Origin of the sequence: Streptomyces sp. NPDC048516 (assembly GCF_043199875.1) — a bacterium.
Classification (GTDB): Bacteria; Actinomycetota; Actinomycetes; order Streptomycetales; family Streptomycetaceae; genus Streptomyces.
The window spans coordinates 38,001-52,970 of the sequence record NZ_JBICWS010000019.1; the positions used below are offsets into that span (position 1 = coordinate 38,001).

The window sequence follows — 14,970 nt, forward strand, 5'->3', positions numbered from 1 at the left end:
CCAAGGTTGGACAGAAAGGAAGATCCGGGACTCTTCATTGCGAACCCTTCACCCCATCAGGTGATGGGCTATCCGAGCGGTTGTGCCAGGCCGTGGCGGTACGCGTAGTGGATGGCTTGGGCCCGATCCCGCAGCCCCGCTTTGGCGAAGAGATTGTTGATGTGGGTCTTCACCGTCGCGGTGGAGACGTGCAGCGTCCGCGCAATCTCCGGATTGGACTGCCCCTCGGCGACCAGCCGCAGCACCTCCACCTCGCGGGTGGTCAGGCCGTCCGGAGGCGCATCAGGCGGCTGCGGCAGGGACCGCACGGGCTCTGCGACGCGCTCCAGCAGCCTGCGCTGGATCGTGGGCGACAGACCGGCTTCGCCCGCGAGCACACCGTCGATGGCACGGACGATCTCATCGCCGTCCGCGTCCTTGGTCAGATAGCCACGGGCGCCGGCCTGCAGCGCGGGAAAGAGCGAGTCGTCGTCCGCATAGGTGGTGAGCACCACGACCTGAGTACCGGGATGCTCGGCACGGATGCGCCGGGTGGCCTCGACACCGTCGCAGCGCGGCATCCGCAGGTCCATCAGCACGACGTCGGGACGGAGTTCGGCGACGAGATGGATGGCGGCCGCGCCGTCCGCGGCCGATCCGACGACCTCGATGCCCGGCAATAGTCCCAGCAGCATCACGATTCCCTCGCGCACCACCGTCTGGTCATCGGCGACCACCACCCGTGTCACTGTGCGTGCCGTCATACAGGCACCCGCAGCCGCACCACGAAACCCTCCTCGTCGGGACCGGAATCCAATGATCCGCCGAGAAGTTCGGCGCGCTCCCGCATCCCGAGCAGACCGTATCCGGAGCCGCTGTCCCCGAGCTCGCCGGGCTTACCGCGGCCTCCGAAGTCACGCACCTCCAGCCCTACGCCGTCCCTCCCGTATTCCAACCGCACGTTCACCCGTGCCCCCGGAGCGTGCTTGCGTACGTTCGTCAGCGCCTCCTGGGCGACCCTGCGGACCGCGAGGCCCGCCTCCGCCGGCAAGGCACGCCCCTCGCCCGCCACCTCCAGCTGAATGCCCTCAGCGGCCGTCAGGCGGCGCAGAAAGTCCTCGACCGGGATCACCTCCCCCCGTAGCGCGGAAAGCGCCTCACGGGTGCCGTCCAGCCCTTCACGGGCCATCCCCCGGCACGCGACCACTCTGTCCAGGAGCTGATCACGGTCCGCCTCAAGGTCGGTACTGCGCTGGATCAGCTGCCGTGCCGCCTCCAGGTGCACCAGTTGGGCGCTGAGACTGTGGGCAAGGACGTCGTGGATCTCGCGTGCGATCCGCCCGCGTTCGGTGAGCGCCGCCGATTCGGCCTCCGCCTTGCGGGCAGCCCGTTCCTGGGCCAGCAGCCGCTGGGCGTTGCCGCGAGCCTCGGCATCCAGCCGTACGACATAGCCCGCCAGCGCCAGACCCACGGTGGTCGCGGTGGTCGTGATCCAGTTGCCGTGGTCCACCACTGCATACGAGCCGAGGGCTGCAGCGGCGCACGGTACGGCGACGCCCAGCGGAAGCCGCTCCAAGGCAATGACGGCACCGGCGCACCACAGCACGATCGCCGGCACCCGCGCCCCGGCGAACTCGAAGCCGAAGGCCGCCGCCACCAGTACTGCGAACAGCCCGAGGGACGGCCACAGACGGCGCGCCAGCGACGTGCGGAAGAAGCCGCGGAAAACCAGGACGGTGACGGCCATGCCCGCACACGCCGCCACCCGCCCCCAGCCGGTGAAGCCAGGCCCCGTCAGGGTGATCCACACCAGGCCGGCGAGCACCACGGCACGCACCGTGCGGCCGATCCATACCCGGGCGCCGCTGACGCCCTCACGGGACAGTGACTCCCGCAGGGGCCACCTCGTCCAGTAGTTCAGCGGCACGTACGGTCCTTCCAAGGGCACCCGGCAGCGTCAGCCCGCAACAGGGACACGGTACGTCTGCTGCAGGGCCTGGGCCCGCCAGGTGGTGACTCCGGCACGGGTCAGCAGCATCGCCGCAACGGAGAGCATGGTGGCCGCGCCGCCCTGGTGGACCCCCACGGCCGCCGCGATGCCCATGAGACCGAGCCGCAGCACCATGCCGCACAGCCACACACCGGCCGCCGCCCAGCCTCCTTTGCTCCAGGCCACGCCGTCCGCGTCCGTCCAGATGCGTGTCGTCCACGCCCAGCCGACACCGCAGGCCAGCCCGATAAGGATCTCCACGCCGAGCAGGAGGGCGGACTCCGTTTGGTGCCCGGGGTCCAGGAGGCCGGGCTGCCGCACCGCCAGGACCGTCAGAACGACCGGAATCAGCCACCACTTCTTGCCTTCCGATGTCACGCGCCGCGCTGTGAACTGCCGGATGAACACCCATGCAACCGCCATGGTGATCACAACGATGTTGAGCAAGCCGCTCATGGACTCAGGCCCTCCGTGGGACGGGGAATTCGACGTTTCCGACGCTACGGAGCGGTATCGACGGCCGGATCGGAGCCAGGGTGGGGGCCGGGTGGAAATGCCACGGGCGCCCGTCCACCCAGGGGTGGAGAGGCGCCCGTCGGGAGCTGCGGTCCGGTCAGGTGTCGATGCGCGAACGGTCCAGAGTGGACGCGGAGTTGGTGATGAACTCCTTACGGGGGGCGACTTCGTTGCCCATCAGGAGGTCGAAGGCCTTCTCCGCCGCTTCGAGATCGCTGATGTTGATGCGGCGCAGGGTGCGGTGGCGCGGGTCCATGGTCGTTTCGGCGAGCTGGTCGGCGTCCATCTCACCCAGGCCCTTGTAGCGCTGGATGCTGTCCTTGTAGCGGACCTTCTTGCGCTGGAGCTCGAGCAGGGTCTGGCGCAGCTCGTTGTCCGAGTAGGTGTAGATGTACTTTTCCTGGCCCTTTTTGGGGTTGATCAGTTCGACCCGGTGCAGCGGCGGGACGGCGGAGAACACCCGGCCCTGCTCGACCATGGGCCGCATATAGCGCTGGAAGAGCGTCAGCAGCAGGCAGCGGATGTGCGCGCCGTCGACGTCCGCGTCGGCCAGGAAGATGACCTTGCCGTAGCGAGCGGTGTCGATGTCGAAGGTACGACCGGATCCGGCCCCTATGACCTGGATGATGGCGCCGCACTCGGCATTCTTGAGCATGTCCGAAACCGATGACTTCTGGACATTCAGAATCTTGCCGCGGATGGGCAGCAGCGCCTGGAATTCCGAGTTCCGGGCCAGTTTTGCGGTGCCCAACGCCGAGTCGCCCTCGACGATGAAGAGTTCGCTGCGGTCGACGTCGTCACTGCGGCAGTCCGCGAGCTTGGCCGGCAACGAGGAGGACTCCAGCGCCGTCTTCCGCCGCTGGGCCTCCTTGTGCTGACGGGCGGCGATGCGCGTCCGGGCCGCGGCGACGATCTTCTCCATGACGGCGCGCGCCTGCTGCTTGTCGTCCCGCTTGGTGGAGGTCAGGAACGCCTTGAGTTCCTTGCTCACCACCTGGGCGACGATCCGCGAGGCGGCGGAGGTGCCGAGCACCTCCTTGGTCTGGCCCTCGAACTGCGGCTCCGCGAGTCGTACCGTCACGACGGCGGTGAGGCCCTCCATGGCGTCGTCCTTGACGACGTCGTCCTCGGCGACGCGCAACAGCTTGCTCGACCGCAGCACCTCGTTGACCGTCTTGGCGACCGACCGCTCGAAGCCGGAGACGTGAGTGCCGCCCTTGGGCGTCGCGATGATGTTGACGAACGACTTGACCGTCGCGTCGTAGCCGGTACCCCAGCGCAGCGCGATGTCAACGCCCAGTTCCCGGGTGACCTCGGTGGGTGTCATGTGGCCGCGGTCGTCGAGGACCGGCACGGTCTCCTTGAAGGTGCCTTGGCCGGTCAGCCGGAGCACGTCACAGACGGCCTTGTCCTGCGCGAGGTACTCACAGAATTCGCTGATGCCGCCGTCGTAGCGGAACGTCTCTTCTGTCTTGCCGGCGCCGTCGGCGCCCCGCTCGTCACGGACGACCAGGGTCAGGCCGGGTACGAGGAACGCGGTCTGGCGGGCACGGGCGTACAGCGTCTCCAGGGAGAGCCTGGCGTCCTTGAGGAAAATCTGCCGGTCGGCCCAGTAGCGCACCCGGGTGCCGGTCTTCGTCTTGGCGATCCGCTTGCCCTTGAGCAGGCCGTTGCCCGGGTCGAAGGGGGCGTCGGGGCCCGATTCGGTGAAGATGCCGGGGACGCCACGGCGGAAGCTGATCGAGTGCGTCTTGCTACTGCGGTCCACCTCGACGTCGAGCCGGGCGGAGAGGGCGTTGACGACCGAGGCGCCGACGCCGTGCAGACCGCCGGAGGCCGCGTAGGAGCCGCCGCCGAACTTTCCGCCGGCGTGCAGCTTGGTCATCACGACCTCGACGCCGCTGAGGCCGGTCTTGGGCTCGACGTCCACGGGGATGCCGCGGCCGTTGTCCCTGACCTCCACCGACCCGTCGTCGTGGAGGATCACCTCGATGTGGTCGCAGTAGCCGCCCAGCGCCTCATCGACGGAGTTGTCGATGATCTCCCACAGGCAGTGCATCAGGCCACGACTGTCCGTCGAGCCGATATACATACCGGGGCGTTTCCGGACGGCCTCGAGCCCCTCGAGGACGAGCAGATGCCGCGCGGTGTAGTTGGAACCGTCCCGGTCTGCCCCGGTCAGCACTGCGGTGGACGGCACGGACATCTCGGCGGTCACGCGGTTCGCTCCTCGCTGAATTTCTGGCAGCCCGCATTCCGCGGACTCGGTTGTGGCGGTGTCGCCCGTCAGAGGGTACCGAGGCCTGGTAGAGCCGATGTGACGCCACCCGTAAGCATGCCCATGGTAGTAGAATTTCGCTCGTACGTTCGATCCCTCGATGGGGTGACGTCCGAGTGACGTGCACATCACGTTCCCTTCGAGGCATGAACCATTTAGGCTCCGGGCACGTCCTCATCAACAACCGGCAAGCCAGCCGGGAGGACAACAGATCCAGCAACCAACGTGAATCAGACCACCACGCAATACGGCTCATTCGCCGCCACCCGGCAGCACCCGGCCCCCTCCGAGAATTTTTTCGAGGAAAAGGCACGAGCGGGAACGTTTTCGGCCTGGTTGGATGTTGACCCTGGTACGACAGCTCGTCGAGCTAGAGAAGAGGCGACGTGACTACTGTTCTGACACCCGCGAGCCCGCTGACGGCCGCTGACCGCTGCGACCGCTGCGGCGCCCAGGCATACCTGCGCGTCGTCCTGATGTCCGGCGGAGAACTGCTCTTCTGCGCCCACCACGGTCGCAAGTTCGAGCCAGAACTCAAGAAGATCGCCGCGGAAATACAGGACGAGACGGAGCGGCTGACCGCTTCTCCGGCGTCCGCGTCCGATGAGGAACGCTGACACTTCGCATCCACGACGAGCGAGCAGCGGCCCAGCGCCGTATCGCGGGCGGTTCCCCGACACCACCGGGGACACCGCCCGCACTCGTACGCGCAGGCATGCCTGTCAGCCCCCCGCGCCCGTCAGCCGGCCCCGTTTGCGGACACCGCCGGGAGAATCGCCGAGGCGCGCGTATAGACCCCGGGGCTGCCGGGCCGACCGCAGCCGGTGCCCCACGACACCAGGCCCACCAGCCGCCCGCGCACGACCAGCGGCCCGCCGCTGTCCCCCTGGCAGGCGTCACGGCCGCCGCGCGGCGCCCCCGCACACAGCATCGTCCGCGCCTTGTACGTACCGTCGGCACTGCCCGGATACGCCCGCGCACAGACCGCATCGGGCAGCACATTGACGCGTGCCGCGCGCAGCTGTGACGCGTAGCTGCCTCCGCCTGTGGTGTCCCCCCAGCCGTAGACCGTGGCCGCATTGCCAGGCCGGTAAGCGCCGTCCTGCCGTCCCGCTATCGGGATGGGCCGGTTCGGAACCGGCTTGTCCAGCGTGAGGACAGCCATGTCGCCGTCGTTCGTGTAGTTGTCATAGCGCGGGTTGACCCAGACCTTCGCCGGCTTGAGTTCCTGACCGCCACCGGCGCTGAGCTTGTCACGCCCGACGACGATCCTCAGGTCCCGCACTTCCCGCCAGGGAACGCCCAGCACCTCCTTGCTCAGACAGTGCGCCGCCGTCACCACCGTCGAGTGCCCGACGAGCACACCGCCGCAGAACTGGCCGGAGCGCTGGGTCCCGAAGCGCTCATGGGAAGCCAGTGCCACCGCCCAGGGGCTCTGTGCCAGTACTGCGGGCTTACCGCCGATCACCGACTCGTCCGCAGCCGCCGACACCGGCAGGGCGAGGACCAGCGCGAGGGCGCCGAGGGCAGCATGTGCGGTCGGGCGCATTCGGACTCCTGACTCCAAGACAGTGCGCGCACACCCAGAGTGACCCAAACGGCGGCCCGGCGCACCCCGGACGAGCGCGAGCCCGGCCACTCCAGTTAGGAGTGACCGGGCTCGTGGCGCTCTTGGGGCGGTCGGACTAGTCGAGGTAGTCGCGCAGCACCTGGGAGCGCGACGGGTGACGCAGCTTCGACATCGTCTTCGACTCGATCTGACGGATCCGCTCACGCGTGACGCCGTAGACCTTGCCGATCTCGTCCAGCGTCTTGGGCTGGCCGTCGGTGAGGCCGAAGCGCATGGACACGACGCCGGCCTCCCGCTCGGAGAGGGTGTCCAGAACCGAGTGCAGCTGCTCCTGCAGAAGCGTGAAGCTGACCGCGTCGGCCGGGACGACCGCCTCGGAGTCCTCGATGAGGTCACCGAACTCGCTGTCGCCGTCCTCGCCCAGCGGGGTGTGCAGCGAGATCGGCTCGCGGCCGTACTTCTGGACCTCGATGACCTTTTCGGGGGTCATGTCGAGTTCCTTGGCCAGCTCCTCCGGGGTGGGCTCACGGCCCAGGTCCTGGAGCATCTGGCGCTGGACGCGCGCGAGCTTGTTGATGACCTCGACCATGTGGACGGGGATACGGATCGTACGGGCCTGGTCGGCCATGGCACGGGTGATGGCCTGACGGATCCACCACGTGGCGTAGGTCGAGAACTTGTAGCCCTTGGTGTAGTCGAACTTCTCGACCGCACGGATCAGACCGAGGTTGCCCTCCTGGATCAGGTCCAGGAACAGCATGCCGCGGCCCGTGTACCGCTTGGCCAGGGAGACGACCAGACGGAGGTTGGCCTCCAGGAGGTGGTTCTTCGCCCGGCGGCCGTCCTCGGCGATGATCTCCAGCTCACGCTTGAGCTTCGGTGCGAGCTTGTCGGAGTTCGCCAGCTTGTCCTCGGCGAACAGACCCGCCTCGATGCGCTTGGCGAGCTCCACTTCCTGCTCGGCGTTGAGGAGCGGGACCTTTCCGATCTGCTTGAGGTAGTCCTTGACCGGGTCGGCGGTGGCGCCGGCCGCGGCGACCTGCTGTGCCGGGGCGTCGTCCTCGTCGTCGTCGGACAGGACGAAACCGGCGTTCTCCGCGCCCTCGGCGGCCTCGGGAGCCTCACCCTTGCCGGGCGCCGGGGCTTCCTCGGTCACCTCGTCGTCGAGCAGCTCGTCGACGTCCTTCTTGGACGCGGTCTTCTTGGCGGTGGCCTTCTTGGCCGTGGCCTTCTTCGCGACCGTCTTCTTGGCGGTCGCCTTCTTCGCCGCTGCCTTCTTCGCAGGCGCGGACTCGGACTCATCGGCCGACGGGTCCGCCACAGGGGCGGGGGCCGCGGCGGCGGTGGTCTTCTTGACCGTGGCGGCCTTGGCCGCGACGGTCTTGGTGGCGGTGCGCTTCGCCGGACTCTTCGCTGCGACGCTCTTGCGGGTGCGCTTGGGCGCCTCTGCGGCACTGACCATCAGCGTCACACCCTCCTCGTCGAGGATCTGGTTGAGGCTGCGCAGAACGTTCTTCCACTGGGTTGGCGGAATCTGGTCAGCCTCGAAGGCCCGACGCACGTCATCGCCGGCGATCTGCCCATCTGCCTTTCCCCGCTCGATGAGCGCCATCACAGACTCGGACTCGGCGATCTCCGGCGGGAGCGTACGGGATGTGCTGGCCGACACGAACAACCTCTCGGAACGATGGAAACGGCTTCCGACCCCGTCCACTGTGGATCGGAGCCGACGACCGCCGGTGGGGATGGACCGACGGCGCAGGGGCAACCGGGGAGTTGAACAGCGTCACGAACGCCGCTCGTATTCCCTCCTCGGCTATCACCTCTTAAGTCATCGCGCTTCCCGGAAGAGCGTTACGCCCAAACTGCGTGGCCCGAGTCACACCCCATAACGACCCATTCCCAGTCATATGACATGCAATCCTCCCAAGACCTGTCGCCGGATCCGGTCGATGACACGGATCCGGCGAAATCTCTGCGCCTCGCCGCGTACGGCGTGCCCTGCCCCGAGGGGCGCGCAGGGCACGGGGCCGCGCGGCGCCTACGGCCCGTACACGGTCGGGTACGGGCCTTCAGTGCTCGCGGGGCGCGGGGACGACGTGGTCCACGGGCGTCCCGGAGCCCTGGCCGCCGATCTCGCCATGGGCGGCGAGGAGCTGGCGCATCGCGGATTCAGCTGCCGTGGCGTCGCCCGAGCCGATGGCGTCGACGACCCGCATGTGCTGGCCGACGGAGGTCTCGACCGGCCGCTCACAGCCGCCACCGGGGCCGCCGGAGACATGCAGGGCGGCGGAGACGATGCCCGAGAGGTGCTCGAGCATGCGGTTGCCGGCGAGCTGCAGCAGCAGCGAGTGGAACTCGGCGTCGGCGCGGGAGAAGGTCATGGTGTCGCCCTGGGCCGCGGAGTGACCCATGATCTCGACCATGTCGGCCAGCCGCTGCTGGATGTCCTCACGGCCGTGGCCGGCGGCGAGCCGGGCGGCGAGGGGCTCGATCGTCCAGCGCAGCTCGGAGAGCTCACGGCGCTGGTCGTCACGCTGAGGTCCGTAGGCCCGCCATTCGATGATGTCGGGGTCGAGGAGATTCCAGTCGCTGACCGGGCGCACCCGGGTCCCCACGTTCGGGCGAGCGCTGACGAGGCCCTTGGCCTCGAGGACCCGCAGCGATTCACGGACGACGGTGCGGGAGACCTCGAAGCGCTGGCCGATCTCCTCGGGGACGAGCGGACGGTCGGCGCCGAGATCTCCGGAGACGATCATCTGGCCGAGCTGTTGGACGAGTTGGCCGTGCAGGCCGCGACCGCGGCTGCCGGCGGCGCGACGGCCGACCCGGCCGATGTCGGCCTCGGAGCTGTCCCAGACCTGCGAAACGCGCCCGGCACGGTCATGGCCGGCTGCGTTGTTGGCGTTCGCGGCGTTGGCGGCGTTCGCGTAGGGGTAGCGGTCAAGCTCGCCCGGGCCTGCGAGGCCGGTGTCGCCGGGGCGAGCCGCGGTCATCATGGTGTGCGCAAGGGTACTCACGCATCTTTTGTCGGCGACACCCTGAACACCCTTGAGGTCTTTGGTGAAAAGCACACGAAAGGGTGATCGCCCCCCATCCCCGAATTGACGCTTTATCGGAAAGAAATGCGCTCTCCATGGCGAGTTGTGGACAGCGGCCGCAACAACAGAGCGTCAAAATATATGCCTTACTCGATCAGCGAATGGAGCCGCACGGCACCGCGAGCGCATAGCCGCAGACCAGACCGGTGATCCACAACACCGGTACACCGTCTGCAGGTTGAGGTGAGAGCCACATCACGAACAGGTGCGCCTTGGTCAATTGCGAAGGGGTGCTTGACGCGGCCGCCGGCCGACAGACCACACCCCCGTCGAGGGCTGTGAAGGCACTTGTCGGCAAGACCCGTTGCGACGGAACGGAATACATCGAAGGTCAATAATCCGGCCTGAAACCAGCCGTTCGGCGACCCGTTCAACTGGCAGCGAGAGCAAGGCACTCGACATGGCGCGCTCGATAAGGGCAATCGCGGAACCCTCGGACGCGGCATCGAAGCCGAGGGGAGCGGGAAGGGGCACCGGGTCGCCCGGCGGACGGACAGTCACGGGCCGGACGGGCGGTCGCCGCCCGGGCCGCAGCGGGACGCTAACGGGGCGGCGGCGCGTGCGGACAGCGCTGCGCGAACGAAGGCGCCGACCATGGACGGAGGCGGGCCACAGCACCCGCCGCACGGCCTGGCAGCGCGAGGCACCGCACCACTGACGGGGCGTGAGGCCGGTCGGGAACTTCCTGGGGCACGAAGGGACTCACTCGGCCACAGTACAGCCTTATGTCCTATTTTCCCGTAATCGAGCAGGCCTGATGGCCTATCGTGTCACTGCGGGTGAACTTCAGCCCCGCGGTACCGTGACGCTGTCCGGGCTCAGACCTCGGGGCGCAGCATCGGCGGATTGAGCAGCGTCGCCCCACCGGCGCGGAACAACTGTGCGGGGCGGCCGCCCTGACGCGTCGTCGTGCCGCCTGTGGGCACCAGGAACCCAGGGGTGCCGGTCACCTTGCGGTGGAAATTACGGGGATCCAGGGCGACGGCCCAGACCGCCTCGTACACCCGGCGCAGCTCCCCCACGGTGAACTCCGGCGGGCAGAAGGCGGTGGCGAGCGAGGAGTATTCGATCTTCGAGCGGGCGCGCTCCACGCCGTCGGCGAGGATCCGGGCGTGGTCGAAGGCCAGCGGGGCCGCAAGCTCGCCCTCGCGGGCGAGAGCGTCGTCCTGTTCCAGCAGAGTCTCCACGGGTGCCCAGCGCGCGCTGTGGGCGTCACCGCCGGCCGTGGGTGCGGGCAGGTCGGGGGCGAGTACCAGGTGCGCGACACTGACGACCCGCATCCGCGGGTCCCGCTTGGGGTCGCCGTAGGTGGCGAGCTGTTCGAGGTGTGCGCCGTACACGGGGGACGGGCCGGCCGGGGACTGGGCGTGCAGACCGGTCTCCTCGGCGAGCTCCCGGGCGGCCGCGGCCTCAAGGTCCTCATCGCCCCGGACGAATCCGCCGGGCAGGGCCCAGCGGCCCTGGAACGGCGGCTCACCGCGGCGCACGGCCAGCGCGCACAGGGCGTGGCGGCGCACGGTGAGCACGACCAGATCGACGGTGACGGCGAAGGGCGGGAAAGCCGACGGGTCGTAGGGAGGCATGGGCGTGATCATAGTCGTCCGCTTGACGATAAACAGGCCCCGGAGCACCTCACGACCCCAGCTGCAGGCCTTCTGCCGCCGTCTCCACCATCCCCATGCCGAGTCTGCTGATCCGTACGCCGAACGGCTGCTCTGCGACACACAGACCGGTGAGCTGCATCGCGCCGAGCGGGGCGGTCCCGAGCGGCCGTACGGACACCGTTCCGGCGGGGACGTCCGGGCGCAGGCCGGCGAGCGCGACGAGTATGTGGACCGCGCCGCCCGCCGCCACGGCAGCGGGGCGGCAGGCCGCCGGATGCGGTACGGGGGCGCCGCCGGCGGTGCGCTGCTCGCCTGCGTACATCTCGGGGAGGCGGTACCCGAAGCTCTCCGCGGCGTCGAGCACTCCTTTGATCAGGCTGCCGGCTGCCGGCTCGTGACCGGCTGTGGCCAGGCCGGCGGCGGCGACCGCCGTCTCGTGGACACGGACCGCGCCGGTGCGGTGGCCGAAGGGGTTGTAGCCGCTCTCCTTGGCGCTCAGCCCGCGCAGGCCCCACCCCGAGTCCATGGCCGGGCCGGCCAGCAACCCGGCCAGCTGGTCGGTCTGAGCAGCGTCCAGCAGGCCAGGGGCCGGAGTCCCGCCACCGAGCAGCCCGGTGTCCAAGAGGTGGGCTGTGGTGGAGCCGAAGTGCGGGACGGGCCGGCCGTCTGCGGTGAGCAGGGCGGCTGGGCGGCCGCCGGCCGGGTCCTCCAGCCAGAAGTCCCTGCGGAACCGGGTGCGCAGGTCGGCTGCCCAGTCACGAAGGGCCGCCGCGTCGGATGGCCGGGAGGCCTCGAGGAGATCGGCGCCCAGGAGAGCGGCGCGATGGGCATGGGCCTGGGTCTCGCACCGGTACGGTCCGCCGGGCACGGGATCGGGGACGTAGCCGCTGCGGCCCCCGCCCGGTGGGTCGGTGATCCTCCTCAGCCACGTCAGGCAGCGCTCCGCGGCGGGCAGCAGCCGCTCCGCCTCCTGCGGGGGCAGGCCCCAGCGGCAGGCCTCAGCGAGAACGGCGGGGAACAGAAGGGTTGCCTCGATGCCGGTGCAGCTCGGTGGGGAGTGCGGGCCGGCATCCCGCAGAGCGCCGGGAATCCGGCCGAAATCTGCTCCTGGCGCGGCCTGTTGGCTACGGGCGAGCGCGCGCATCGTGCCCGCGGCGAGCTTTGTGCCCAGGGGCAGCAGCATCCGGGCGGCCCACAGCGCCTCGACCGGTGCCAGGCCGCAGCGCCACGGGAATCCGCCGGTGACATATCTGTCCGTGGCGGCGGCCGGGTCCCGCATCACCAGGCCGTGGAGATCGTCGAGGCTGCTCGCCATGAGGGAGTCGGCCCGGCGGTCGTCGCACTCCAGCCGGGCCGCCGTCCAGGGGCGTGGTGGCCGGTCGCTGCGCGTTCGACGGGAGACCGGCCCGGTGCGCGGTGCGGGGATGCAGGCGCCGGCCGCGCGCCTGTGGTGGCCCCTTCCGCCCGGCTCGTACTCCAGTGACGTGCGCAGTTCGATACTGCGGTGGCCGCCGGGCGGCAGCTCGAGTGCCCAGCGCAGCAGACCCGCCGAGGCCAGCACGTCCTCGGGCGAGGGCGTCGCGACCGCCACCGCGTGCACACCGGTCCCCGACCAGCGGAGCCCGCCCCCGTGGACAATGGCCCGCAGTTCGGGGCCCGGGAGGCCGATGGCGATGGCCCCGAGCTCGGCGAGGTCCGTGCCCAGCCGGATCTCGACCGCCAGCCGGACGGGCCGGGCAGCACTGCTGCGGAACGTGATCTGCTCGGTGCCGTCGGCGGATCGCAGCCGCTCCACGCGGATCTCCGGATCCGGCCCTCGCTCTCCGGCACCGCGGATCGTTCCGATGAACCGGGCCCGTCCGGCGTCGGTCAATCGTCCTTGGACGACGAGCGGTTCGTCACCGGCGACCCGCAGTTCGCAGCGGGACAGAACCCGTCGGCCGTCGCGGTAGAAACCGTCCATGCCGCGGCCGGTCAGCTGCCCCGACGCCGGGGACACGGCGAGTGCCGGGAGGGCCACACAGACGAGTGAGGAGTGGACGGGCTGGGGCTGCGGGGCCCGGGGCGACGGCGGGCGCCGTTCTCCGGGGAGCCGGCGGGCCGGCCGCGTAGTGGGGACGATGCCTGGCACGTGGTGCGCTCCCTGATGAGGTCGGGGCTCCGTACGGGTTGCTCCACTCGGGTGAACGGCCCGGCCGGCGCACAGGTCACGCCGGCCGGGCCACAACGGCACGGTCACCGCCGGCTCCGGTCGCCGTCCCGGCCGGCCCGGCGCCTGCCGCGCCCGTCGGTCGTACGGGTGCCGGGGCCTGTACCACCGCGCGGTCCGCGGGGGCGGCTGCCCGCCCCGGGCCGGCTCGGCCCGGGGCGCTTCGTGGAATGCGGCGTCTTCCTGGCGGCGGGCGCCGGGGCGGTGGGTGCGGCTGTGCTCACCGGCTCCCGGTGCTGCTCACGCAGGCAGCGGCGCAGTGGCTCCGGATCGAGGCCTTCGTTGATGGCGCGGTGCAGCAGCTGGGCGAAGGTGTAGTCGGGGTCGAGGGCCAAGGCGCAGCTGAGGGCGACGCGCGCCGAGGGCCCGTCCTCGGTGGACCAGCAGACCCAGCCGGCGAGGGTGAGCGGTGCCACCGCGTGTTCGACATAGCCACCGGCGCAGCGGCGGGCGAGGGCACGCCAGAGCCGAAGGGCCGGCGCGGCGGCGGAGCCGTCCATCCACTCCGCTGCCCGGTCGCGGGTCACCCGGTCCTGGAGGCCGAGGATGAGGTCGGCGGCCTCGGCATCGGTGATCAGCGCGTCGTCACAGGCGTCCCTGGCCCGGTTGCTGCCCGAGGGGGTGTCCTGACGGAAGCGGTGGATCATGGCGCCGGCCAGGTCGAGGGTGTCCCGGCGCACAGCGGCTGCGCCGTCCCCCCGGAGCATGCGCGGAACCAGCGCGCCGGCGGCCGCGTCCAGCGCCTTCTCCTGTTCCACGGCCCGCCGCCCGGTACGGGGCGTGAGCCTCGCCTCCATCTCCTTGAGGGAGCCGCGCACCTGCATTCCCGCGTAGGCAGCGGCCGCGGCCATCACGGACGTGCCCGGCATGACCATGGGCGTGCCCTCCGCGGGGCAGCACCGGAAGTCGGGGCAGCAATAGGACCAGAATCGGCCGTTGGAGAGGCACAGGGCTTCCAGAACCGGTACGTCGAGCGTGCCGCAAGCGGTGCGCAGACGCTGGGCGAGCGGGCGGAGCCGGTCTTTGACGTCCTTGCCGCTCTCCCCCGCCGCCGGCTCCTGGCAGAGGTAGACGATGATCGCCGCGGGACGGGTATCACGCTCCTGGCCTGCGGAGATCAGGCACTCGGCGAGCTGGTCGGCAACGTCCGGCCACTGCGCGGTGTCGGTCGGGATGCCGATCCTGACCCGGCCGCCGAAGCGTCCGCGGTCGCCGTTCAGCGCGACCATCACGATGCTGTCGTCCGGATAGAAGCCCATCAAATACGGCAGGGCGTCGGCGAGCTCGGCCGGGCCGCGCAGGGTGACCTGGGCATCGGCGGACGGGGACTTGGGCGCGTCGGAAGGGGCAGAGGAGTGGGAGGGGCGGGATGGGATGGACGGGTCCATGGAGTTGGTGAGGCCGGACGAGGGCGAGATGACGATGGGGTCGGAAGGGGTGGAGGGGCTGGACAGGCTTGTGGTCTCCGCGGGAGCCGGTGAGCCGGCAGATTCGGTGGGGCCAACCGGCTCGGCAGGCGCCGTGGGGCCGGATGTTGCGGATGCGCCGGGCGGGTCGGCAGGGACCTGTGGCTCCGGCGTGCGAGGAGGGCGGGGAGAGTTCGAGGGGTTCGCGGCGGAGGGGTCGACGGACGCGGGGGTCGAGTGGATGTCGCCGATGCGCTTGCTCGGTTCGCTGTGCGGATTCATGGCTCGAAGATCCCGCGGCCGGCCGCTGCGCCGCG

The 14,970-nt window shown here is 70.0% G+C and carries 11 protein-coding genes; 1 reads left to right on the forward strand and 10 read right to left on the reverse strand.

The window, feature by feature from the left end; translation table 11 throughout:
- Window positions 1-68: 68 nt before the first annotated feature.
- From ACGFR7_RS30065 to ACGFR7_RS30080, 4 genes are all read right to left on the reverse strand, one after another.
- Window positions 69-743: a response regulator gene (locus tag ACGFR7_RS30065; RefSeq protein WP_393325291.1), complete on the reverse strand. Its 675-nt coding sequence runs from the start codon at window positions 741-743 to the stop codon at window positions 69-71.
- Complete coding sequence (locus tag ACGFR7_RS30070; RefSeq protein ID WP_393325293.1) at window positions 740-1,906, reverse strand: sensor histidine kinase; 1,167 nt, start codon at window positions 1,904-1,906, stop codon at window positions 740-742. The genes ACGFR7_RS30065 and ACGFR7_RS30070 overlap by 4 nt, the downstream gene beginning before the upstream one ends.
- 30 nt (window positions 1,907-1,936) lie before the next feature.
- A complete protein-coding gene (locus tag ACGFR7_RS30075) occupies window positions 1,937-2,425 on the reverse strand; it encodes a DUF1453 domain-containing protein (protein WP_393325295.1) in 489 nt (162 codons plus the stop codon).
- A 157-nt stretch (window positions 2,426-2,582) separates the two neighbouring features.
- Window positions 2,583-4,703: a type IIA DNA topoisomerase subunit B gene (locus ACGFR7_RS30080; protein ID WP_393325296.1), complete on the reverse strand. Its 2,121-nt coding sequence runs from the start codon at window positions 4,701-4,703 to the stop codon at window positions 2,583-2,585.
- A gap of 446 nt (window positions 4,704-5,149) precedes the next feature.
- Between ACGFR7_RS30080 and ACGFR7_RS30085 the strand changes: the two genes are divergently transcribed.
- Window positions 5,150-5,380, forward strand: coding sequence for a hypothetical protein (locus ACGFR7_RS30085; RefSeq protein ID WP_003981845.1), 231 nt, complete (start codon window positions 5,150-5,152; stop codon window positions 5,378-5,380).
- Window positions 5,381-5,502: 122 nt separating this feature from the next.
- Here the strand turns inward: ACGFR7_RS30085 and ACGFR7_RS30090 are convergent, their stop codons facing one another.
- The 6 genes from ACGFR7_RS30090 to ACGFR7_RS30115 all read right to left on the reverse strand — a co-directional run bounded on the left by ACGFR7_RS30090 (window position 5,503) and on the right by ACGFR7_RS30115 (window position 14,935).
- Window positions 5,503-6,312, reverse strand: a complete 810-nt coding sequence (locus ACGFR7_RS30090; RefSeq protein ID WP_393325297.1) for a serine protease — start codon at window positions 6,310-6,312, stop codon at window positions 5,503-5,505.
- Between the two features lie 136 nt (window positions 6,313-6,448).
- Window positions 6,449-8,008, reverse strand: a complete 1,560-nt coding sequence (locus ACGFR7_RS30095; protein ID WP_393325299.1) for an RNA polymerase sigma factor — start codon at window positions 8,006-8,008, stop codon at window positions 6,449-6,451.
- A 397-nt stretch (window positions 8,009-8,405) separates the two neighbouring features.
- Window positions 8,406-9,407: a FadR/GntR family transcriptional regulator gene (locus ACGFR7_RS30100; RefSeq protein ID WP_393325301.1), complete on the reverse strand. Its 1,002-nt coding sequence runs from the start codon at window positions 9,405-9,407 to the stop codon at window positions 8,406-8,408.
- Between the two features lie 845 nt (window positions 9,408-10,252).
- On the reverse strand, window positions 10,253-11,017 hold the full coding sequence (locus ACGFR7_RS30105) for an NUDIX domain-containing protein (protein WP_206739654.1): 765 nt from the start codon (window positions 11,015-11,017) through the stop codon (window positions 10,253-10,255).
- 49 nt (window positions 11,018-11,066) lie between these two features.
- Window positions 11,067-13,058, reverse strand: a complete 1,992-nt coding sequence (locus ACGFR7_RS30110) for a glycogen debranching N-terminal domain-containing protein (RefSeq protein ID WP_393325303.1) — start codon at window positions 13,056-13,058, stop codon at window positions 11,067-11,069.
- 215 nt (window positions 13,059-13,273) lie between these two features.
- Window positions 13,274-14,935, reverse strand: a complete 1,662-nt coding sequence (locus ACGFR7_RS30115) for a DUF4192 family protein (RefSeq protein ID WP_393325304.1) — start codon at window positions 14,933-14,935, stop codon at window positions 13,274-13,276.
- Between the last annotated feature and the right edge of the window lie 35 nt (window positions 14,936-14,970).

Excerpts from the sequence above, each read along its gene's own strand:
- ACGFR7_RS30105 (WP_206739654.1), bottom strand. The coding sequence starts at position 11,017 with ATGCCTCCCTACGACCCGTCGGCTTTCCCGCCCTTCGCCGTCACCGTC.
- ACGFR7_RS30090 (WP_393325297.1), bottom strand. The coding sequence starts at position 6,312 with ATGCGCCCGACCGCACATGCTGCCCTCGGCGCCCTCGCGCTGGTCCTC.
- ACGFR7_RS30115 (WP_393325304.1), bottom strand. The coding sequence starts at position 14,935 with ATGAATCCGCACAGCGAACCGAGCAAGCGCATCGGCGACATCCACTCG.
- ACGFR7_RS30065 (WP_393325291.1), bottom strand. The coding sequence starts at position 743 with ATGACGGCACGCACAGTGACACGGGTGGTGGTCGCCGATGACCAGACG.
- ACGFR7_RS30075 (WP_393325295.1), bottom strand. The coding sequence starts at position 2,425 with ATGAGCGGCTTGCTCAACATCGTTGTGATCACCATGGCGGTTGCATGG.